Raw genomic sequence first — 21,716 nt, 5'->3', positions numbered from 1 at the left:
TTCTTTGCCGCCGCAAAGAAAGTAGGTGCCGCCCCGCACAGGGGCAACGCATGCACACCGCCACGAAAACAGGAAAAGGCCAAAGCAGCCAAGAACAAAGACAAAAAAAGCGGCCAATCAAATCAGCAACTCAAGCGAGTGATAAAGCCGCCTACGCTCAGGATTAGCAGAAGCCTCACCAGCATGAATCGCCTCCTTGAGGCACTCCAGAAAGCACTCAGCCGCAGCAGAAAGCGGCACACCACGCCGGGCAACCACGCTCACCACCGTGCGATCCACTTCCTCCTGAAGCGCGAGCGCACGCAAATTGTCGCGCGCAAACCGCGTTTCCACCAACGGCCACGGAAAAATACTCACCATATCCGTGTTCATGATAAGCCCCATCGCCACCACGAACGAGTGCGCCAAATGCACGTTGTTCGGCATCGGGAGACCGTGACGCAGGAAAACATCGTCGGCGATCATCTCCTTGCTGGCCGGGTCCCAGTTGAGCAACCATTCGCAATCCTGAAGTTCTTTCAGCGATTGCGCATGCGAGAGCGGATGGTCCTTGCGTACCACCACGGCCGACTCCGTGGCGAAGATCGGCGTCTGCGTGAATTCCGCATGCAGCGAAGCGGGCCCGGGCTTGCCTAGCGAAAAGTCGAGCGACCCGTCGCGCAGCCGCGGCATCACGATATTGAGCAGGCCCTCGTAGAACTCAAGCTGCATGCCGGGCATGCGCTCGCGAAACAGCGTGACGGCGTCGGGCAAAAAGGACAGGGCGAGCCACGGCGTCACCCCGATCGCGAGCTTGCCGCCGCCGCGCCCGCGCCGCGCATCGAGTTCGTCCTGGGCGCGCGACATCTGGTGCACGACCAGCCGCGCATGAACGAGCAGCGCCTGTCCCGCCTCCGTGAAGGCGATGCCGTTCGCATTGCGCGTGACGAGCGCGATTTGCTGCTCGGCTTCGAGCTCGCGTACCGCTTTCGTTGCCGCCGCCGGCGAGATGCCAAGCGCACGCGCGGCCGCACGAATGCTGCCGGTATCGGCCATGGCGACGAGCGCGCGGAACTGATGAAACTTCATAGGGATAACCCGAGTGCGCACTTCTGGTTGGCGGGCCAACTATTTTAGGGCTGTCGGCCAAAAGGAGACGTCATTATTCTCAAGCGAATTCACACTCATGCACGCCCTGGAGGGAATTCGTATGAACACGATGGCTATCCCGGCCGCAATCGCCGCGATCGAAGAGGAGATGATCGCGCTGCGCCACGAGATCCACGCGCATCCCGAACTGGGCTTCGAAGAATTCGTCACGAGCGACCTCGTCGCGCAGCGCCTCACCGAGTGGGGCTACGAGGTGCACCGCGGGCTGGGCGGCACCGGTGTCGTGGGCACGCTCAAGGTGGGCGAAGGCACTCAGCGCCTCGGTCTGCGCGCCGACATGGACGCGCTCCCCATCCACGAAAACACCGGCCTCGATTACGCGAGCCGCATTCCGGGCAAAATGCACGCGTGCGGCCACGACGGTCACACGGCCATGCTGCTCGCAGCGGCGAAACATCTCGCGCAGTCGCGCAACTTCAGCGGCACGCTGCACCTCATTTTCCAGCCCGCCGAAGAAGGCCTGGGCGGCGCGAAGCGCATGCTCGACGAAGGCCTTCTCGAACGCTTTCCCTGCGACGCCGTGTTCGCCATGCACAACATGCCGGGCTTTCCGACCGGCAAACTTGGCTTTCGCGCGGGGCCGTTCATGGCTTCATCGGACACGGTCATCATCGACATCGACGGGCGTGGCGGTCATGGCGCGGTGCCGCATAAGGCGATCGACCCGGTGGTGGTGTGCGCCAACGTCGTGCTCGCGCTGCAGACCATCGTGTCGCGCAACGTGCCGCCGCTCGACATGGCGATCGTCACCGTGGGCGCGATCCATTCGGGCGATGCGCCCAACGTGATTCCGCAAACCGCGCAGATGCGCCTCTCGGTGCGCGCGCTGCGCCTCGAAGTGCGTGACTTGCTGCAGGAGCGCATCACGGCGCTCGTGCATGCGCAGGCAAGCGCCTACGGCGCGACGGCGCGCATCGACTATCAGCGCCGCTACCCGGTGCTCGTGAACGACGCGGCGATGACGGCGTTCGCGCAGGATGTGGCGCGCGACTGGCTCGGCGAAGACGGCCTCATCCGCGACATGGCGCCGCTCACCGGCAGCGAGGACTTCTCGTTCCTGCTCGAGCGCTGCGCGGGCAGCTATTTCATCATCGGCAACGGCGACGGGGAGGGCGGCTGCATGGTGCACAACCCCGGCTACGACTTCAACGACGATTGCCTCGCCACCGGCGCGGCATACTGGGTGCAGCTCGCCGAACGCTTCCTGCGCGGCTGAAGCTCAAAGCCGGCGGGTAGACGCACCACGATACGAGACACGAGACACACGAGGAGACACCCGATGAACGCCACGTCGATTCAGGCGCCGGCCGCTGCCGCCCCGGCTTCCACGCGCCGCTCGCGCGCGAAGGCCATCTTCGCGATCACGCTCGGCAACGGGCTCGAGTTCTTCGACTTCACGGTCTACAGCTTCTTTGCGTCGATCATCGGCTCGCTGTACTTCCCGGTGCACGGCTCGCTGAACCAGTTGATGCTCGCCGTGGGCAGCTTTGGCGTGGGTTTCGTCGTGCGTCCGATCGGCGGCATCGTGATCGGTGCGTTTGCGGACCGCGTCGGCCGCAAGGCCGCCATGACGCTCACGCTCTGGCTCATGGCGCTCGGCTCGGCGCTCATCGCGTTCGCGCCCACTTATGCGCAGATCGGGCTCGCGGCGCCCGCACTGATCCTGCTCGCGCGTCTCGTGCAAGGCTTCGCGGTGGGCGGCGAAGTGGGCGCCTCGACATCGCTCCTGCTCGAATACGCCGACGACCGTTCGCGCGGTTTTTACGGCAGCTGGCAATTCGTGAGCCAGGGCCTGAACACGGTGTGCGGCGCGCTCATCGGCGTGGCGCTGTCCACCATGCTCTCGCAGGCCGCGCTCGAAAGCTGGGGCTGGCGCGTGCCGTTCGTGATCGGCATGCTCGTCGTGCCGGTGGGCGTGTACATCCGCCGTCATCTCGACGAAACGCTCGCGAACCCCGTCGAAGCCGAAGACGCCGAACCCGTGGCCGACGTGGCGCGGCCGCTGCGCGAGATTTTCGGGCGTCATCGCACGGCGCTCGTGGCCGGTGTCGTCACGACCATCGGCGGCACGGCGGCGAACTACATCGTGCTGTTTTACATGTCGACCTATGCGATCAAGATTCTCGGCCTGCCGATGTCGGTCGGCATGAGCGCGGCCCTCGTCGCGGCGCTCGTCACGGCAGTCTGCTCGCCGTTCGCCGGCTCGCTCTCCGACCGCCTGGGCCGCAAGTGGGTGATGGGTGTTTCGCGCGTGCTGCTGATCGCGGTGATCTATCCGGCCTTCATGGCCATTCACGCCATGCCGACCATCCCAACCGTGCTCGCGGTCGTGGCCGTGCTGGGCGCGATCGTCGCGTTCACGGCGGTCCCCAATATCGTGATGCTGCCCGAACTCTTTCCTCAGTCGATTCGCGTGACGGGCATGTCGGTGGTGTATTGCGTGGGCGTTTCGATCTTCGGCGGCTTCGCGCAGTTCTTCGCGACCTGGCTCATCAAGCTGCTCGACAATCCGCTCGCGCCCGCCTGGTATCTGATCGGCTGCGGCGCGGTCTCGCTGCTCGCGCTGCCGCTCATTCGCGAGCCGGCGGGTCGTCCGCTCGATTAACGCTTCTCTCTTCTGCCGCTACGCACTTTTAGTGGCGGCGCAGTGTTTGTTTACCCGACTTTTACGCGGCGCTGCCTAGAATCGGTTCGTGTTCAACTCGAGCGCGCCGCCCCGAACGACGGCGTGCGCACAACACGTATGCCGTCTATCGTCTCGCAGGGCCCGAATTCCCGCGGTTCCCGCTCCGCCGCCGCGCCGCGGCCCGTTCTCTCGCTGCACAATCCGGGCAAGCCCCTTCACCCGGCAACCCATCGCACGACAGTGCAACTGGTCGTGCGCGTGCCCACGCGTGAAGCGCAACTCGCTCGCTGCACGCTGCATGGTCTGGTTGGCAGCGCGCTCGGCGTGCATACAATCGATATCGATCGCCGCAGCGATCTCGCTTGCCTGCACGTGGAACTCGATCGCCGCCGTGTGGCCGAGGCCATGGCGCTGCTGATGCGCACGCTTTCGTGTGCGGAGTTCGGCTCGGTGCGCCGGCTCGATCGCGCCGCCTGATTCGCAGCGCGTGTCGCAACCGCCGCTGCGACGGCTGCGACAGGCCTTGATGTTCTCCCGCCCGCCCACCACGCGACGCACGTTCCGTGCGTCCGCAATCTCCGCTTTCCGCACTCTCTCTTTGTCCCTACGCAAGCGTTGCGCATTTTCACGCGAACGTTAGCGAACGATTCCGTCATTTCGGATTTCGAAATGAATCCGGACACTATTGCTCCGCGAGTGCCGGCCTTTTCATCGAGTGCGACTTTTTGGCCGTCCTGATCCTGCGCTCTCCCGAAAAACAGTAGTATTCGCTCGAGCACCAAAGTCAGTTTGGCGATTTGGTTCGATTCGATCGCCCGCGCGCGCCTGATTTGGGGTTCGTCGGTCCAGCGCAGATCGTCGATAACAACGGAGAACAGCATGACTCACGGATTTCGGGTAGCCAGCTTGTGCCTGTCGCTGGGATTGCTGGTAAGCGTCGTTGCATGTCATGACAATAAACCTGCTGCTGAAACACGACCTGCCGCAAACGTCGACGTGATCAATGTTGCGCTGCGCGACGTGCCGGTGGTCTTCGAATACGTAGGGCAGACAGAAAGCTCGCAACAGGTCGAAATTCGCGCGCGCGTGAACGGCTTCCTCGAAAAGCGCGTGTATACGGAAGGCTCGCTGGTCCACGCGGGCGACGTGATGTTCGTCATGGACCGCAAACCCTTCGAGGCCGCGCTCGATGCCGCGCAGGCCGAGCTTGCGCAGCAGAAGGCGCGGCTCGTCACCGCGCAGGCCAACCTCAATCGCGTGCGTCCGCTCGCCGCGAAGAACGCGTTGAGCCAGAAGGATCTCGACGACTCGGTCGGCCAGGAGCAGGCGGCCGCCGCCGCGGTCGAAGGCGCGCGGGCGAATGTCATCAGCGCGACGCTCAATCTCGGCTATACGAAGATCGTTGCGCCCGTCACCGGTCTTTCGAGCTTTGCAAAGAAGCAGGACGGTTCGTATATCGATGCGAGCAACAGCCTGCTCACCTATGTGGCGAAGCTCGATCCCATGTGGATCAACTTCTCGCTCTCCGAGAACGAGATGCTCGATCTGCGCACGCAAACGCAGAACGGCACGCTCAAGCTGCCGCCCGTCGGCAAGCTCGAAGCGGTAATCGTGCTCGCCGACGGCAGCATCTATCCCGAACGCGGCCACATCGCGTTTACCGATGCCTCGCTCAGCTCGGAAACCGGCACCTACCTGATTCGCGCCGCCATGCCAAACCCCACGGGGTCGCTGCGGCCCGGTCAGTTCGTGCGTATCAAGCTGCTGGGCGCGCTGCGGACTTCCGCGGTGGCGGTGCCGCAGGCGGCGGTGCAGCAGGGGCCGCGCGGCGCGTATGTGTGGACCGTCGACAAGGACGGCAAGGCGCAGCAGCGCGTGGTCGAAACGGGTGAGTGGAACGGCAACGACTGGGTGATCAAGTCGGGTTTGCATCCGGGCGATCATGTCGTCATCGACAATACGCTGCGGCTCATGCCCGGTGCGCCGGTCAAGGCGAACCTCGTGGCCACGCCGCCCGCAACCGTCAATATTGGCGGGCCCGACGCCGGTGCAGGCGGCGGGGCGCAAGCGGGCGCGGCCGGAGCTTCGGGCCCGGCGGCTGCGAACGCGAATACCAACGCTCAAGCCAACGCTGGCACGAGCGCCGCTCAACCGGCCGCCGCATCCGGCGCTGCCGACGTGCTGGGCGAACACACCGCGCTTTACTTCGCGTCGGGCAGTTCGAGCCTCGACGCCCAGTCCGCCGACGCACTCGCAGCCGTGGCGCGCCGTCTCGTCGCGGAGCCGGGCATGCGCGTAGTGATTTCCGGCTACACCGATTCGAGCGGCTCGCAAGCCGCGAATGAGCGTCTCGCGGCCGCCCGCGCAGGGACGGTGCGGGCCGCGCTGGTCGTGGCCGGCGTGAAAACCGAGCGCATCGAGATGCGCAAACCGGCGCGGATCGTCGCCAACGATCCACCCGACAAATCCCGCCGCGTGGACGTCACGTTCTCGCCCGCTGCGGGAGGCTGAACGATGAAGTTCTCTCACTTCTTTATTGACCGGCCAATTTTCGCGTCGGTCCTCTCGATCGTGCTCGTCGTCGCCGGTCTGGTGTCGATGTTCAACCTGCCGATCGCGCAGTTTCCCGACATCGCGCCGCCTACCATCACGGTGAGCGCCACGTATCCGGGCGCGAGCGCCGATATCGTCGCGCAGAACGTGGCCGCGCCGATCGAACAGCAGGTGAACGGCGCGGACAACATGATGTACATGAACTCGTCGAGCTCGTCGACGGGCAACATGACGCTCACGGTGTACTTCAATATCGGCACCGATCCGTCGCTCGCCCAGGTGGACGTGCAAAACCGCGTGAACCTCGCGCTGCCTTTCCTGCCCGACTCGGTGACCGCGCAAGGCGTGTCGGTGCAGAAGCGCTCGTCGGCGTTCATGATGGTGATCGCGATCTATTCGCCCGATAACGCCTACGATGCGTCTTATGTGGCGAACTACGCGAACGTCTACGTGCTCGACGCGCTCAAGCGTATTCCGGGCGCGAACCAGGCGTCGATCTTCGGTTCTGCTGACTATGCGATGCGCGTGTGGCTCAAGCCCGACCGCATGGCCAAGCTCGGCATTACGGTAGCCGACGTGCAGAACGCGATTGCGCAGCAGAACCAGCAGTTCTCTGCGGGGCGCCTTGGCCAGGCGCCGACCAGCAAGCCCGTGAACCAGACGTTCCCGGTGACGACGAAGGGCCGCCTCACGGAGCCCGCCGATTTCGACAACATCATCCTGCGCGCGGCATCGGGCGATGCGGCGATCGTGCGCCTCAAGGACATCGGCCACGCGGATCTGGGCGCCAAGGACTATTCGCTGCGCGGCCGCTACAACGGCAAGACGGCCACACTGCTCGCCGTGTATCAGCAGCCGGGCGCGAATGCGCTTCAGGTGGCCAAGCAGGTGCGTCAGACACTCGAACTGCTGAACAAGAGCTTTCCGCCTGGCCTCAAGTATGAAATCGCGCTCGATACGACCGAGTTCGTGCATGAATCCATCAACGAGGTGGTCCATACGCTGCGCGATGCGGTGATTCTCGTGATCATCGTGGTGTACATCTTCCTGCAAAGTTTCCGGGCGACGCTCGTGCCGCTGCTCGCGGTGCCCGTGTCGATCATCGGCGCGTTCATCGGCATGGAGGCGTTCGGCTTCTCGATCAACATGCTCACGTTGTTCGGCATGGTGCTGGCCATCGGTATCGTGGTGGACGACGCGATCGTGGTGATCGAAAACGTCGAGCGCAACATGACCGAATTCAAGCTGCCTCCAAAGGAAGCGGCCAAGCGCGCGATGGACGAGGTGAGCGGCCCGGTGGTGGCGATCGTGCTGGTGCTGCTCGCGGTGTTCATACCGGTGGCGTTCCTCTCGGGCATCACAGGGCAGCTCTACAAGCAGTTCGCGGTGACGATCGCGGTCTCGGTGGTGCTTTCGGGTATCGTCGCGCTCACGCTGTCGCCCGCGCTCGCGGCCATCCTGCTCAAGCCGGGCGAGCACAAGAAGAACCGCTTTTTCCGCTGGTTCAACGAGAAGTTCGAGCGCCTGACCGAGGGCTATGGCAGCTGGGTGCAGACGGCGATACGCCGCGTGATTCTCTCCATCGGCCTGATCGTCGTGATGCTGATCGCGACCGTCGGCCTGTTCAAGCATATTCCATCGTCGTTCCTGCCCGTGGAGGATCAGGGCTATCTGTTCGGCGCGGTCGTGATGCCCGACGCGGCGAGTCTGGACCGCACCGGCGACCTTTCGAAGAAAGCGGAGGACTGGTTCGCGAAACAGCCTGCCGTGAGTTCGGTGGCGGCGCCGATCGGCTACAGCCTGATCGACTCGCAGTACAAGTCGAACGCGGGCACGCTGTTCGTGACGCTCAAGGGCTTCAAGGATCGCGGCGAAAACGGCTCCGCGCAGGACTTGATCCGCGATGCCACCAAGGCGTTCTCCACGTTCAAGGACGGCGTGGTCGTACCGCTCAATCCACCGTCGATTCCGGGCCTCGGAACGACGGGCGGCTTCGAGTTCTGGCTGCAGAGCACCGGCGATGGCAGCTATCAGCAGCTCGAAGAAAAGGTGCGCCAGGTGATTGCGAAGGCACGCCAGAATCCGGCGCTGCGCGGCGTGAATTCGACCATCAACACGAATTCGCGCCAATTGCTCGTGGAAGTGGATCGGGAGCGGGCGGAAACGCTCGGCGTTCCGGTTCAGGACATCTATTCTGCACTCCAGACGATGTTCGGTTCCTTGTACGTGAGCCAGTTCCCGAAGGGCAGTCGTCTCTTCCAGGTGATCATCCAGGCCGAGCCGCAATACCGCTTGAGCCCGGACGATATCCAGCAGCTCTATGTGCGCAACCGCAACAACGACATGGTGCCGATCAAGGCCGTGACGACATCGCGTTTCGTGCCTGGGCCTGACATCGTCAACCGCTTCAACAACTTTCCGGCGGCGAAGATCACCGGCGACGCGGCGCCGGGCCACAGCTCGGGCGAGGCGATCGCGGCGATGGAGCAGATCGCCAACGAAGTGCTGGGCGAAGGCTACAGCTTTGAATGGAGCGGCCAGGCGTACGAAGAGAAGAAGGCCGGCTCAACGGCCGCGCTCGTGTTCGGCTTCGCACTGCTGATGGTGTTCCTCATTCTCGCGGCGCAGTACGAGAAGTGGTCGCTGCCGGTCGGCGTGCTGCTGGCCGTGCCGTTCGCGATCTTCGGGGCATTAGTGGGCATCTTGTTGCGCGGCATGGAGAACGACGTGTACTTCCAGATCGGCTTGACGGTGCTGATCGCGCTCGCGGCGAAGAACGCCATCCTGATCTTCGAGTTCGCCGTCGAAATGCGCGAGAAAGAGAACATGTCGCCGTACGCCGCCGCGCTGCACGCCGCCAAGCTGCGTCTGCGGCCGATCATCATGACTTCGCTCGCGTTCATCCTCGGTTGCGTGCCGCTCGCCATCGCCAGCGGCGCATCGGCCGCGAGCCGGCGCTCGCTCGGCACCGGCGTGATCGCGGGCATGCTCGGCGCCACGGTGATCGCGCTCTTCTTCATTCCGATGTTCTTCTGGGGACTGGAAACGCTCTCGTCGCGCAAGAAAGCGAACGCCGCGCCGCATCCCGGCACGCCCCCCATGGCGCCGCCTTCGCAGGAGGGCTGAGCGATGAAGACCCGTTCGAATTTGAAGAATCGCGCGCTGCGTCCGCTTGGGCTCGCCATCGTGACGGCTTGCCTTGGCGCCTGCGCGGTCGGGCCCGACTATCATCGTCCGGCGGTGGAGACGCCGTCGACGTTTCGCTACGCCTCGCCGCAGGCGGAAGCCGTCGATACGACGCTCGACTGGTGGACGCAGTTCAACGACCCGGTGCTCAACGACCTCGTCGCCAGGGCGCTTACGCAGAATAAGGATCTGCGGATTGCTGCGGCACGCGTCGAGGAGTTCTACGGACGCTACGTCGTGACGCGCGCGGGCCTGTTCCCGCAGGTTTCGGCGAACTTCGGTGCGTCGCGTAGCCGTGGCGTGCCGGCGCCCGGCTTCCCGCCTGTGGTCGGCAACCAGGTGGAGCTGAACGGCACGGTATCCTGGGAACTCGATTTATTCGGCCACTTGCGCAGGCTCACCGAAGCCGCGCGCGCCGATTATCTGAGTACGCAGTCTGCGCAGCAGGCCACGCGCATCGCCATCATCGCGAACGTGGCCACGTCGTATCTGCAACTGCGCGACTTCGACAATCAGCTCGTCATCGCGCAGGACACGCTCGAAAGCCGCAAGGGTGCGCTCGATCTCTTCAACGAGCGCTATGCGGGCGGTGTCGTTTCGCGGTTGCAGGTGAGCCAGGCGCAGTCGGAGTACCAATCGGCGCAGACCTCCGTGTACTCGATCCAGCAGCAGATCGCAACGCAGGAAGACGCCATCTCGCTGCTGCTGGGGCAGAATCCGGGGCCGATTGCGCGCGGCAAGTCGATCACCGAGCTCACGGCGCCCGCCATTCCCGCCGGCCTGCCGTCGACGCTGCTGGAGCGCCGGCCCGATATTCTGCAGGCCGAACAAACGCTCATTTCGGCGAATGCATCGATCGGCGCAGCGCGTGCGTTGTATTTTCCGCAGATTTCGCTCACGGGACTGTTCGGCGCCGCGAGCACGGCGCTTTCGGGGCTCTGGACTGGCCCCGCGCGCGTTTGGTCATTCGCGGGCGCGGTCACGCAGCCAATTTTCGAGGGCGGTGCGATCGCGGGTGGCGTGCATCAGGCCGAAGCCGTGCAGCAGGAAGCGCTTTTCACTTACGAGCAGACGATCCAGCAGGCGTTCGCCGATGTCGAAAATGCGCTCGTGGGCGTCGCGCGCACACGCGATCAACTGGATTCGACGACGCGCCAGGTGGCCGCGCTCACGGAATACACGTCAGTCGCGCGCGATCTGTACGAAGGCGGCTATACGAGCTATCTGGAGGTGCTCGACGCCGAGCGCAGTCTCTTCAACGCGCAGTTGCAGCAGTCGTCGCTGCAGGACCAGGAACTCGCGCAGATCGTGAGCCTGTACAAGGCGCTCGGTTATGGCTGGACGCCGGCAGCGCCGCCGCCGGCGGCAGACAGCGCGAAGCCGTCGCAGTCCTGAGCCGCGACGGCTGCGCTTCGAGGCGGGGTGGCGAAGCGCGAACCTGGCGCGGGCGCGCCGGTTCGTTTCATGGAGATTCAGACATCAGCCAGCGCAGCGATTGCGGAGCGGGCTTGGTGGCTTTGGCGGTTTGCGGGGCTTTGGGCGCCGGCTTGGCGACTTTTTGCAGCTGGATGGGTCGGGCGGCGTTGACGGCGGTTGCGTGGCCGCTGGTTTGCGCGAGCGCAGCGGGGCTCGCCGACGCCAACGCGAAGAGCGCGGCGGCGAATATCGGGGCGAGGGGGCGAGTCATTTGGGTTCTCCCGCGTGGGCGAGCGGCCGGCGAAGGGGAAAGGGCCGACGCTGCAAGCGGGAGTATGTTCTGAGGATAACCACCACGCGTCCATCATTTGATGGAGAAACGCGTGGCCTGTGTGGGGAACCCCGCTTATGGAGTTCCGGTTTGATCCCTAGTCGGCGGGGCGACGGTCGGCGAGCGCTCGTTCGCAGTCCTTGAGCACTTGCAGGACGAGCTTGGCTTGGTAGTTCAGGTCGTCGGTGTCGAGAATTTCCTCGACGGCGTCGCGCGCCCAGACCGCGTCCACGAACCACGCGTGCTGCTGCGCGATATCCTGCGCCATGGCGGCGAGGCGCGCGATCGCGAGCCAGTCGGCCTCGCGCGCGTGACGGTCGAGCCACTTGTGCGCCGCCTGGACGTGAAAGGCCGCATTGGGCCAGGATTCGTTGAGATAGTAGGCCCCGAGGCTCCCGCAGGTGAGCCAGCAGAGCAGCTCCACGCGATCGCGCGGACTCAGATGGTGGCGTACATCACTCATGGCGACGCTCGCGAAAGTAACAGAGTTCGATTGACGGGTGCGTGCAGACTTCGAATCCGATGACAAAACGATATCACGGCTCGTGGAAAATCGCCTGCCCCGCACTGGCGCTGCACGCACGGGTGTTACATGGATAGCGTCGCCTGGCGGCGCGTTGTATGCAAACCAGGAGTGACACCAGGGCGCTGCGTGGCGTTATGCGCTTTGCAGCGTTTCGCGTGCCTGCCCATCGCGCCCCATGATTCCCGCGTTCTTTTCACGCGCTTTTGCCGCCGGCTTTCCCGGCGAGCAGGGTGGCCGTGGCCACCGCGCCCATCGCGTTCGCCACGTCGAGCGCGGTGTTGCCCGCGGCGTCGTGCGCCGCCGGGTTCGCGCCGCGCGCGAGCAGCAGGTCGACGATATCGGAGCGGTTGAACATGGCGGCGATCATCAGCGCCGTGCGGCCGTCGGGAGAGGCGCCTTCCACGTCGGCGCCGTTTTCCAGCAGGGCGCTGATCACGTCGACAAAGCCCTTGAAGGCCGCGCCCGCGATCGGCGTTTGCCCGTTGTCGTTGCGCAGGTTGGGGTCGGCGCCGTGCTGCACGAGCGTGCGCACGGCGGCGGCGTGGCCGTGATAGCTCGCGAGCATCACGAGGCTGTCGCCTTTTTCGTTGCGCAGATTCGGCGGCAGGCCCTGTTCGATGAGCGTCGCGAGCGTGTTGGATTCGCCGCGGCGCGCGGTGTCGAACACCTGGCGCGCGAACTCGACGAAACGCGGATCGAGCTCGCCGCCGTCTTCGCCGGAGCCTGACGAAGATGAGGGTGGGGTAGGCGGCGCGCTGGCGGTCATGGCAGTCTCCTGGTTCGGATCGCAGATCGATTCGGGGCGGCGTGCCGCCGTCGAGGCTTGCCCATTGTCGCCGATCTTTGCGCGCCGCGAGGCCAGCGCGGCTCACGCGCGCCGCATGAAAAAAGGCGCTGCCGAACCGCTGTAAAGCGGCCGGCGCAGCGCCTTCCTTCGCGGCGGAACCGCTCGACGCTCAGGGCACGAGCCAGAGCGCCCCGGCGTAGATCACGAGCGACACGGCGAACGTCACGGCGGTATAGCCCATCACGCGCTGGATGCGGATGCCCGCGATCGCGACGATCGGCACGGCCCAGAACGGCTGCAGCATGTTCGAGACGTTTTCGGCCATCGCCACGCCCATGGCAGTGCGCGGCACCGAGGCGTGCAGGCTCAGCGCGGCGGGCAGCACGAACGGCCCTTGCACGGCCCAGTGGCCGCCCGCGCTCGGCACGAGCAGCGTGATGATGAGCGAGCTCAGATAGCTCCAGAGCGGCAGCGAAAGCGGCGTGGCGATCGTGACGAAGGCCTTGGCGATCATCGAGGCGAGGCCGGTGCCCTTCATTACGCCCATGATGCCGCCGTACACGGGGTACTGCAGCAGCATGGAGCCGGTCTGGCGCGCGGCGCGGCGAATGGCGTTCGCGTAGGCGATAGGCGTGCGCTGCAGTGCGAGGCCGATCAGCAGGAAGATCAGGATCGTCGTGTTGATGTCGAGATCGAAACCTTTTTCGCTCCATTCCATCGCCAGATAACCTGCGCCGAGCACGATCAGCAGCAGCGTGCCGAGCATCGACTGCTCGAGGCGCGACGCGAACGAAGGCGTGCCGTTGCCGACGCGCGCGTGCGGGTCGTCGCTGGCGCCGGCGTCGTTCGCTTCGGCTTCGGCCGCCTCGCTGAACGGCGCCACGTGCTCGGGCTTCGGATGCATGCGGATGAAGATGAACGTCATCACGACCACCACGAGCACGGTGGGAATGAAGACGAACGGCGCGAAGACGGTCTGGCTGAGCGGAATCACGTGGCCGGTCGCCTTTTCCACGAGATTGAGCGCGTTGCCGTGCGAGGCCTGCGAGAGGGCGATCGAGCTGGAGAGCCCGCTATTGCAGATCGACCATGCCGAATAGCTGCCGGCTACGAGCCACGCGAAATCCACGTTCACGCGCTTCGCGATTTCACGCGAGAGCAGCGCGCCCACGATCAGGCCCAGGCCCCAGTTCAGCCACGCGGCGATGGCCACCACCGGAAACACCAGCAGCGCGGCGCGCGCCGGCGTTTGCGCCCTGGCCGCGAGCGCGCGCAGGACGCGCTGGATCACGGGCGCTTCGGCAATGGCGTAGCCCGTGGCGAGGATCAGGATCATCTGCAGCGCGAAGCCGAGAATGCCGAACGTACCTTCGTACCAGGCGCTGAGCAGCGTGGGGAGGTCGCCGTGCGGCGCGATGACGAGCGCGAGCACGGCGACAAGGAAGGTGAGGCAGATGGACAGAACGAAGGGGTCGGGCATGACCCGCTCGAAAACATACACGAGGGCGGCGACGACACCCTGGCGGGAATCGCGCGTTTCAGTCTGGAGGTCTCTTTTCATGCTCTTTGCGCTAGTTCGTAGCGTGTCGCTACTGGCTGGCCGGAGCGGACAGGAGGCGTTGCTTGCGGGTAGTCCCGGCACCGTGCGGCTGGCGGGCCAGGCGCGTAGGGGGCGGGGAGGCAGGTGCGGCTCCTCCATCAGCGAGAGGCGATGCCGCCCCGGCGCAGCGGGTTCATATCACGCCTTGCACGCGGGTATTTGCACGGCAAGACGACCAGCCCGTTATTGTTGTTCTCGTGTTCGTAACTCGAACACGGTTTCGATTATCGAACGACGCATTATTCGCTTCATGCCAAGTGGATGTCAAGGCTGCGATAGCGCGCCGATGCAGGTTTTTAACGCTAAATAATGGCTAAATGTATGGATGATGTAATGCTAATGAAATAACAAAGATTTTCATAAGCTTCACCGAGACTACCTAAAATGCAAAAGCGGGAGGCACTTTCGCGCGCACGCAGACCCCTCACGATCTGTAAATCACTGCATTCAGGAGCCAGAAGATGACGATTCGTCTTGGAGAAGATGCACCCGATTTCACTGCGGAGACCACCGAAGGCAAGATCCGTTTCCACGAATGGATCGGCGACCAATGGGCCATTCTGTTTTCGCATCCGAAAGACTTCACGCCCGTTTGTACGACGGAACTCGGCTATATGGCGAAGCTCAAGCCGGAGTTCGACAAGCGCAACACGAAGATCATCGGTCTGAGCATCGACCCGGTGGACGACCATGCGAGGTGGGCGAAGGACATCGAGGAAACGCAGGGGAGCGCCGTCAATTATCCGATGATCGGCGACCCGGATCTGCACGTGGCGAAGCTCTACGACATGATTCACCCGAACGCGAGCGGCGCCAGCCCGCGCACGGCGGCCGACAACGCCACGATACGCGCGGTGTTTCTCATCGGGCCGGACAAGAAAGTGAAGGCGATGTTTGTCTACCCGATGAGTTCGGGCCGTAATTTCGACGAGGTGCTGCGCCTGCTCGATTCGCTGCAGCTCACGGCGAAGCACTCGGTGGCGACGCCGGTGAACTGGAAGCCGGGCGACGACGTCATCATCCCGACTTCGGTTTCCGACGATGCGGCCAGGCAGAAGTATCCGCAGGGCTTCAAGACGCTCAAGCCGTATCTGCGTACCGTTGCGCAGCCCAAGTAGCGTTTGGCAGGCCCAAAAAAAACGCGGCGCACTGGCAGTGCGCCGCGGATCACGGACCAGGCAAGCTCTCGCGTCTTACGCGGTCCGGACAGGGGAAGCTGACTGAATCAGTTCGAAGGCGTGGGCCGCCACTTGAGCAAACGATGCTCGAGCGCGGTGAGCACATAGTCGGCGGCCAGCGCGACTACGGCGAGCACGATCATCGCGGCGAACACGCCGCTTGCGTTGAACGCGCCCTGCGCCGTCGAGATCAGCAAACCGATGCCTTGCTTCGAACCCAGGAATTCACCCACCACGGCGCCGACCAGCGCGAAGCCGAAGCTCACGTGCAGGCTCGCGAGAATCCACGAAAGCGCTGAGGGAATCACGACCGAGGTCGTCACCTGGCGGCGCGACGCGCCGAGAATCTGCGCATTGGCGATCATGTAGCGGTCCGCTTCGCGCACGCCCTGGAACGCATTGGCGAACACGACGAAGAACACCATCACAACGGCGAGCGCCACTTTCGACGCCATCCCGAGCCCCAGCGCGATCACGAACACCGAGCCGAGCACCACGCGCGGAATCGAGTTGGCGATCTTGATGTAGAGGCTGAATACGTCGGAGAGCAGCTTGTTGCGGCCAAGCACGATGCCGCAGAACACGCCGGCCACCGAGCCGATGATGAAGCCAAGGCCCGTCTCTTCCAGCGTGACCCAGACCTGCGTGAGCAGGGGCCCTTGCGAGGTGCCGTTCACGAACCAGTCGATGATCTGATCAAAGATGGCCGTGGGCATCGAGAAGAAGAACGGGTCGATCCATTTGAGGCGCGCGGCGAGTTCCCAGCCGCCGAGCACGACGACGAGCACGAGAATACGCAGCGAAATGACGAGCAGATTGCGCTGACGAATGCGCTTTTGCGCAGCGCGCTCGACGGCGTCGAGCGAGGCGGCATCGAGGCCTTGCGGCAGGGTTTGTTGCGGGGTGGACATAGTGAACGGCTCCGGTGTTAGGCGATCTGCACTTCTTCGCGCAGGTCGTGCCAGATCTGGCGCGACAGTTCGACGAAGTGCGGCGCGTAGCGGATTTCGGACGTCACGCGCGGGCGCGGCAGATCGATCTCGTAGACCTTCTTGAGCGTGGCCGGGCGCGCGGTGAGCACGAACACGCGGTCGGCGAGCGCAATGGCTTCTTCGAGGTCGTGCGTGACGAATACGACCGACCCCGTGCCGCCCCACAGCTGCAGCAGCTCGTCCTGCATGAGCGTGCGCGTTTGCATGTCGAGCGCCGAGAACGGCTCGTCCATCAGCAGGATTTCGGGCTTGTTGATGAACGTCTGAGCAAGCGCCACGCGCTTGCGCATGCCGCCCGAAAGCTGATGAGGATAGTGCTTGCCGAAGTTGGCGAGGCCCACGCGGCGCAGCCATTCGTTGGCTTCGTCGTAGGCGGCCGATTTCGAGCGGCCGCGATAGAGCGGACCGGCCGCCACGTTGTCGAGCACCGAGCGCCACGGGAACACCGCGTCGGCCTGGAACACGAAGCCGATGCGCGGATCGATGCCGTTCACGGGCGCGCCCATCACGCGCACTTCGCCCGTGGTGGGTTTGAGCAGGCCCGTGATCATGCTGAGCGTGGTGGACTTGCCGCAGCCCGTGGGCCCGACGATCGCGACGAACTCGCCGCGCGCGACCGACATGCTGAAGTCGCGCAGGGCGACCGTCGCCTTGCCGTCCGGTGAAATGAAGCGGCACGAAACATTGCGCAGCTCGATGGCCGGCGTGCCTTGGGAATGGGAGGAAGTCATTATTTCAGTGGGCTGAACGTGGGGCCGATTGCGTTTTACTTCGACGCCGTGGCGGTCGGAGCCGGCAGATAGTCGTTCGAGTAAGTCTTCGCGAGGTCGATGTGCTTGCCCTTCACCGAAGGATTGAACGCCGAGAGCACCTTGAGCACCGTATCCGGGCCGTCGGCGGGCATGCGGCCGTCCTTCGTGAACATCGGCAGCGAGGACTTCAGCGCGGCCACGTAGAGATCCTGGCTGTTGCCGTAGTAGTCCTTCGGCATCTTCGCGGCGATTTCATCGGCGCTATGCGTGGCGATGAAGTTGAGCGTGCGCGAGAACGCGTGCGCGAGCTTCGTCGCTTCTTCCTTGTGCGACTGCGCCCAGGCGCGCTGCACGTAGAAGCTCGAAGCGGGGTAGGTGCCGCCGAGCGCCGCGCGCGTGCCTTCGAGCGTGCGCATGTCGACGAGCACCTTGGCGTCGCCGGTTTGCAGCAGACGCGAGACGGTGGGTTCCGTCGTCATGCCCGCGTCGATGCGGTTCTGCTTGATCGCCGCGATGAAGGTGTTGTCCGCGCCCACCGGCAGCAGCGTGTACTGGTTGGAGGGCACGCCCGAGCGCTGTGCGAGGTACTGCGTGAGGAAGCTCGTGGAGGAGCCGAGGCCCGTCACGCCGAGCGTCTTGCCCTTCACGTCGGCCATGCTCTTGACCGTGCCGGCTGCCGCGTTCGACACCATTTCCACTTCGCCGGGCACCTGGCCGAACACTACGAGCGTTTGCACTTCCTTGCCCTTGCTCTGCAGGTCGATGGTGTGATCGTAGAAGCCCACCACGCCTTGCACCGCACCCGCGAGCAGTTCGTTCTCCGCGTCCACGCCGGCCGGCTGCGACTGCAGTTCGACGTCGAGGCCTTCGTCCTTGAAGTAGCCGAGCTGCTCGGTCAGTTTGGCGGGGAGATAGATGATCTTGGTTGCGCCGCCAACCATGATCGTGATCTTTTCCGCGTGGGCAGCCGTGGAACCGGCGGCGAGGGCGAACGCGACACTCGATACGGCGGCGATCTGGCGCAAGGTAGGCATCGTGGAGTCTCCTGAGGGTGGTGCGCCGTGCATGCGGCGCTTTTTGGTGGATGGAGCCGATTATAAAAACCGTAAGCCTTCTGCCAGCCTTCGGGCGCCGTGCAAAATCGTCCGTGTTAACCCGCAGGGCGGCGATGCGCCGGCAACGGCACAATCGATTCCCCTGAAACGGCCTTCGCCTTTGCCCGTACCCGCCCATGAAGTTGCTGCTGATCGAAGACAATCCGACGCTTGCACACTGGCTCGTCAAGACGCTGGAGGAGCAGGCGTTCGCCTTCGACGCCGTGCAGGACGGCGAAGCCGCCGACCATTTGCTGCGGTCCAATCACTACGATGTGGTGCTGCTCGACCTCAATTTGCCGAAGCTCTCGGGCAAGAACGTGCTGCGGCGGCTGCGCCAGCGCGGCGACGCGACACCCGTGATGGTGCTTACGGCAAGCGGCTCGATCGACGAAAAGGTGGAGCTGCTCGGCGCCGGCGCCGACGACTATCTCGTCAAGCCCTTCGAGGTGCGCGAACTGGTGGCGCGCATCAAGGTGCTGATTCGCCGGCAAACGCCCGCGCGCGCGAATGAAATCGGCTGTGGGGACCTCGTGTTCGACCTCAACACGCGCCAGTTCACGCTGAAGGGCGCGCCGCTGAACGTCACGCCGCGCGAGCGCACGGTGCTCGAAACGCTGGCACTGCGCCTCGGCCAGACCGTGTCGAAGGCCGCGCTCGTCGACGCAATCTTCACGCTCGCCGACGAACCCAGCGAGGACGCCATCGAAATCTACGTGTCGCGGCTGCGCAAGAAGCTCGAAGGCAGCTCGGCCGTGATCGTGACACTGCGCGGCCTGGGCTATTTGCTGCGCAGGAAGGATGAAACGCTATGACGACTTGCGCGTGCCGACATGACGGGTAGCCTGCGCGTTCGCCTGCTTTGGTGGATGCTCGTGCCGCTCGCGCTCTACGTGAGTTTTACGGCGACCTCCGAGTATCGCGCTGCGCGCCATACTGCCGATCTGGTGCAGGACGGCGGGCTGCTGTCGTCAGCACGCATGATCGCCGGTTCCGTGCAATGGGCCGATGGCGCGTTGCGCGCCGACGTGCCGCCCGCGGCGCTCGAACTCTTCGCCTCGCCGCAGCAGGACCAGGTGTTCTACAACGTGCACGTGGAGGGCGGCTCGCTGCTCGCGGGCATGCCCGACTTTCCGCATGCGGCCTCGGCGCCCGCCGTCGATTCGCCCGTCGCGTACGACGCCGGGCTGCGCGGCCAGGCCGTGCGCGCCGTGAGCGTGGTGCGCTCCATGTACGACAACGGCCACGTATGGCGCGTGCGCGTCTCGGTGGGCAAAACCGAGCGCTCGCGCGACGCGATGGTGGAGGCGCTCTGGCGTCCCCAGCTCTATCGCCAGATCGGCATGGTGATGCTGGCCGTGGCGCTCGCCTGCATCGGTCTCACGTTCGAGCTGCGGCCGCTCATGAAGCTCAAGAACGACGTGGCGGATCGCGATCCTTCGCACCTCGAACCCATTCGCGCCGAAGGGCTGCATGCCGAACTGCGGCCCGTCGTGGACGCCATCAATCAATGCATTGCGCGCCTTTCGGCGCAGACGGCGGCGCAGCGCCGCTTCATCGCCGATGCCGCGCACCAGCTGCGCACGCCGCTCACGCTGCTCGGCACGCAGTTGCAGTACGCGCGCCAGCAAAAAGCCGTCGATCCCGCGCTCGACGAAGTGCTGGCGGCCATGCACGTGAGCAACCGCTCGATGGTCGCGCTCACGAACCAGTTGCTGCTGCTCGCGCAGGCCGAGGCGCTCGACCCCGCGCAATTGCCGGCCGCGCCCGTCGACATGGCGCAGCTCGCGCGCGAAGTGGTCGAGGCGCTCGCGCTGCTCGCGCAGACGCGCGGCATCGATCTCGGCGCGGAGTTGCCGCGCGAGGCGGGCGAGGCGGTGGTGCAGGGGCATCGCGAGCTGTTGCGCGCGATGGTCAGCAATCTCGTGGATAACGCGCTGCGCTACACGCCGGCTGGCGGGCACGTCACGGTGTCGGTGCGGGCGAGCGGCGAGATGGTCGCGCTCGAAGTGCTCGACGACGGCCGCGGCATTCCCGCGGAAGCGCGGGCGCGCGTTTTCGAGCCTTTCTTCCGCGCCGCCGTCGGGACCGAAGGCACGGGCCTTGGTCTTGCGATCGTGCGCGAGATCGTGCAGTCGCATCGTGGCGCGGTGAGCCTGAGTCCGGGCGCGGACGGGCGGGGCGTGCGCGCCTGCGTGGTGCTCGCGCGCTGGCAGCCCGCGCTCGTGGCCGAGCCGGAAAAGGAGCCGCTTTAAGGGGCGGTACAATGTGGCCGCCTGAAGCTGCAAGCCCGCGCCGCGCCCGGCGGCCATCGCTGCGGCGACCTCCCGTTCATTCGAAGATCGAGACCATGCAAAAGAAGACGGTCAGCAGTGCCCCGTTGCCCGCCTATGAGCAGATCAAGCGCCATGTGCTCGCGCAGATCGAAAGCGGCGCCTTGCGGCCCGGCGACGTGGTGCCTTCCGAAACGGAACTGGTGAAAGAGTTCGGTGTGGCGCGCATGACGGTGTCGCGCGCGCTACGAGAACTGATGGCCGAAGGCGTGCTGAACCGGGTGCGCGGCTCGGGCACGTACGTCGCGCCGCGCCAGTACGAATCGACGGTGCTGCAGATCCGCAATATCGCCGACGAAATCGCGGCGCGCGGCCATCGGCATGCGGCGCGTGTGCTGGGGCTGGAGGCGAGCGACGATCCGAACGCGATCGCCGCGCTCGAACTCGACGCCGGGCCGGTGTTCCACTCGCGCATCGTGCACAGTGAAGAGGGCGAGCCGATCCAGTACGAGGACCGCTACGTGAACCCCGAGGTGTTCCCCGACTACCTCGCCCAGGACTTTACCGTCGAAACGCCGAATCACTACATGGTGCGCCTCGCGCCGATCCAGCGCGCGGAATTCCGCATTTACGCGCAGAAGCCCGATGCGCGCGTGCGGCAGTATCTGGAGATGGAAATCGGCGAGCCTTGCCTGCTGTTGCTGCGGCGCACGTGGGTGGGGCGTCATGTGGCGACTTCCGTGCGCCTGTGGCATCCGGCTTCGCGGTTTCATCTGGCGGGTACCGTTTGAGCCTGGGCGGCGAGGTTGCTCACTTCCTGCTTACTTGCTGAACTGCAGTCCACCGGACGCTCGAGCGCTCCGTCCCTCTTGATCCCTGCCCGCATCAAGCCCGCCACTTTCGTTTGCGTGGGCGGTCTGGCCGCGTCTACAGACCATGCACTGTGTCGGGCTGTTTGCAGACATCTTGTCTAGACAAAGCTTCACGGCTCGCCTGCCCGTTTCTTCGCTCCGATAAGCCGAAGTCGGCGAGTTTCGTCAGGGTAACTACTAACCCACGTTTTTTTGAAACGAGTTGTATATACAACTTGGCGGCGTTAGACTTAACCCACGTTGCAGCGCTCATTGCATCTCCGCGGGCGCAGCCCTCCACCTCCAGCTTGCTATCCAGACTCGACGGACTCGAACAAATGAACCAACCGAACTTCACCGACCCGCGCCTCGACCCGACCCGCACGATCCGCGCGCCGCGCG

The 21,716-nt window shown here is 64.7% G+C and carries 18 protein-coding genes; 10 read left to right on the top strand and 8 right to left on the bottom strand.

Annotation, left to right across the window (positions count from 1 at the left end):
- Positions 1 to 117: 117 nt before the first annotated feature.
- A complete protein-coding gene (locus ACOJB8_RS38920) occupies positions 118 to 1,068 on the bottom strand; it encodes a LysR substrate-binding domain-containing protein (protein ID WP_028205070.1) in 951 nt (316 codons plus the stop codon).
- Positions 1,069 to 1,189: 121 nt separating this feature from the next.
- Between ACOJB8_RS38920 and ACOJB8_RS38915 the strand changes: the two genes are divergently transcribed.
- The 6 genes from ACOJB8_RS38915 to ACOJB8_RS38890 all read left to right on the top strand — a co-directional run bounded on the left by ACOJB8_RS38915 (position 1,190) and on the right by ACOJB8_RS38890 (position 10,909).
- Positions 1,190 to 2,365, top strand: a complete 1,176-nt coding sequence (locus ACOJB8_RS38915; protein WP_475017515.1) for a M20 aminoacylase family protein — start codon at positions 1,190 to 1,192, stop codon at positions 2,363 to 2,365.
- A gap of 63 nt (positions 2,366 to 2,428) precedes the next feature.
- The gene (locus ACOJB8_RS38910; RefSeq protein WP_475017513.1) at positions 2,429 to 3,754 is read left to right on the top strand and encodes an MFS transporter; all 1,326 of its coding nucleotides are present in this window, start codon (positions 2,429 to 2,431) and stop codon (positions 3,752 to 3,754) included.
- Positions 3,755 to 3,877: 123 nt separating this feature from the next.
- Positions 3,878 to 4,252: a hypothetical protein gene (locus tag ACOJB8_RS38905; RefSeq protein ID WP_368603604.1), complete on the top strand. Its 375-nt coding sequence runs from the start codon at positions 3,878 to 3,880 to the stop codon at positions 4,250 to 4,252.
- Positions 4,253 to 4,771: 519 nt separating this feature from the next.
- Positions 4,772 to 6,286, top strand: a complete 1,515-nt coding sequence (locus ACOJB8_RS38900) for an efflux RND transporter periplasmic adaptor subunit (protein ID WP_475017510.1) — start codon at positions 4,772 to 4,774, stop codon at positions 6,284 to 6,286.
- Between the two features lie 3 nt (positions 6,287 to 6,289).
- Positions 6,290 to 9,454 (top strand): efflux RND transporter permease subunit, encoded by a 3,165-nt coding sequence (locus ACOJB8_RS38895; RefSeq protein WP_475017509.1) that lies wholly within the window; start codon positions 6,290 to 6,292, stop codon positions 9,452 to 9,454.
- 3 nt (positions 9,455 to 9,457) lie between these two features.
- Positions 9,458 to 10,909 (top strand): efflux transporter outer membrane subunit, encoded by a 1,452-nt coding sequence (locus tag ACOJB8_RS38890; RefSeq protein ID WP_475017507.1) that lies wholly within the window; start codon positions 9,458 to 9,460, stop codon positions 10,907 to 10,909.
- 67 nt (positions 10,910 to 10,976) lie between these two features.
- On the opposite strand, the gene ACOJB8_RS38885 is transcribed toward ACOJB8_RS38890, so the two are convergent.
- The 4 genes from ACOJB8_RS38885 to ACOJB8_RS38870 form a co-directional block, all read right to left on the bottom strand.
- Positions 10,977 to 11,201 (bottom strand): hypothetical protein, encoded by a 225-nt coding sequence (locus ACOJB8_RS38885; RefSeq protein ID WP_406952357.1) that lies wholly within the window; start codon positions 11,199 to 11,201, stop codon positions 10,977 to 10,979.
- A 157-nt stretch (positions 11,202 to 11,358) separates the two neighbouring features.
- The gene (locus ACOJB8_RS38880) at positions 11,359 to 11,724 is read right to left on the bottom strand and encodes a hypothetical protein (RefSeq protein ID WP_028205078.1); all 366 of its coding nucleotides are present in this window, start codon (positions 11,722 to 11,724) and stop codon (positions 11,359 to 11,361) included.
- A gap of 256 nt (positions 11,725 to 11,980) precedes the next feature.
- Positions 11,981 to 12,553, bottom strand: coding sequence for an ankyrin repeat domain-containing protein (locus ACOJB8_RS38875; RefSeq protein ID WP_475017505.1), 573 nt, complete (start codon positions 12,551 to 12,553; stop codon positions 11,981 to 11,983).
- A 190-nt stretch (positions 12,554 to 12,743) separates the two neighbouring features.
- Positions 12,744 to 14,135, bottom strand: coding sequence for a short-chain fatty acid transporter (locus ACOJB8_RS38870; RefSeq protein WP_475017503.1), 1,392 nt, complete (start codon positions 14,133 to 14,135; stop codon positions 12,744 to 12,746).
- Between the two features lie 500 nt (positions 14,136 to 14,635).
- Between ACOJB8_RS38870 and ACOJB8_RS38865 the strand changes: the two genes are divergently transcribed.
- Positions 14,636 to 15,292, top strand: a complete 657-nt coding sequence (locus ACOJB8_RS38865) for a peroxiredoxin (protein WP_069269301.1) — start codon at positions 14,636 to 14,638, stop codon at positions 15,290 to 15,292.
- A gap of 107 nt (positions 15,293 to 15,399) precedes the next feature.
- Here the strand turns inward: ACOJB8_RS38865 and ACOJB8_RS38860 are convergent, their stop codons facing one another.
- Genes ACOJB8_RS38860 through ACOJB8_RS38850 form a run of 3 tightly spaced genes read right to left on the bottom strand, consistent with a single transcriptional unit; the run spans position 15,400 to position 18,130 of the window.
- The gene (locus tag ACOJB8_RS38860; protein WP_069269300.1) at positions 15,400 to 16,263 is read right to left on the bottom strand and encodes an ABC transporter permease; all 864 of its coding nucleotides are present in this window, start codon (positions 16,261 to 16,263) and stop codon (positions 15,400 to 15,402) included.
- A 17-nt stretch (positions 16,264 to 16,280) separates the two neighbouring features.
- The gene (locus tag ACOJB8_RS38855) at positions 16,281 to 17,075 is read right to left on the bottom strand and encodes an ABC transporter ATP-binding protein (RefSeq protein ID WP_069269299.1); all 795 of its coding nucleotides are present in this window, start codon (positions 17,073 to 17,075) and stop codon (positions 16,281 to 16,283) included.
- Between the two features lie 35 nt (positions 17,076 to 17,110).
- Complete coding sequence (locus ACOJB8_RS38850) at positions 17,111 to 18,130, bottom strand: ABC transporter substrate-binding protein (RefSeq protein WP_069269298.1); 1,020 nt, start codon at positions 18,128 to 18,130, stop codon at positions 17,111 to 17,113.
- Between the two features lie 197 nt (positions 18,131 to 18,327).
- Here ACOJB8_RS38850 and ACOJB8_RS38845 point away from each other — a divergent pair, with 197 nt between their 5' ends.
- The 3 genes from ACOJB8_RS38845 to hutC all read left to right on the top strand — a co-directional run bounded on the left by ACOJB8_RS38845 (position 18,328) and on the right by hutC (position 21,254).
- Complete coding sequence (locus tag ACOJB8_RS38845) at positions 18,328 to 19,005, top strand: response regulator (protein WP_069269297.1); 678 nt, start codon at positions 18,328 to 18,330, stop codon at positions 19,003 to 19,005.
- A gap of 18 nt (positions 19,006 to 19,023) precedes the next feature.
- Complete coding sequence (locus ACOJB8_RS38840; protein ID WP_475017499.1) at positions 19,024 to 20,445, top strand: sensor histidine kinase; 1,422 nt, start codon at positions 19,024 to 19,026, stop codon at positions 20,443 to 20,445.
- Between the two features lie 95 nt (positions 20,446 to 20,540).
- Positions 20,541 to 21,254, top strand: a complete 714-nt coding sequence (hutC, locus tag ACOJB8_RS38835; protein ID WP_069269295.1) for a histidine utilization repressor — start codon at positions 20,541 to 20,543, stop codon at positions 21,252 to 21,254.
- Positions 21,255 to 21,716: the final 462 nt, after the last annotated feature.

It is taken from the genome of Paraburkholderia sp. BR10141 (genome assembly GCF_056155635.1).
This window is presented reverse-complemented; position numbering and strand designations above follow the sequence as displayed.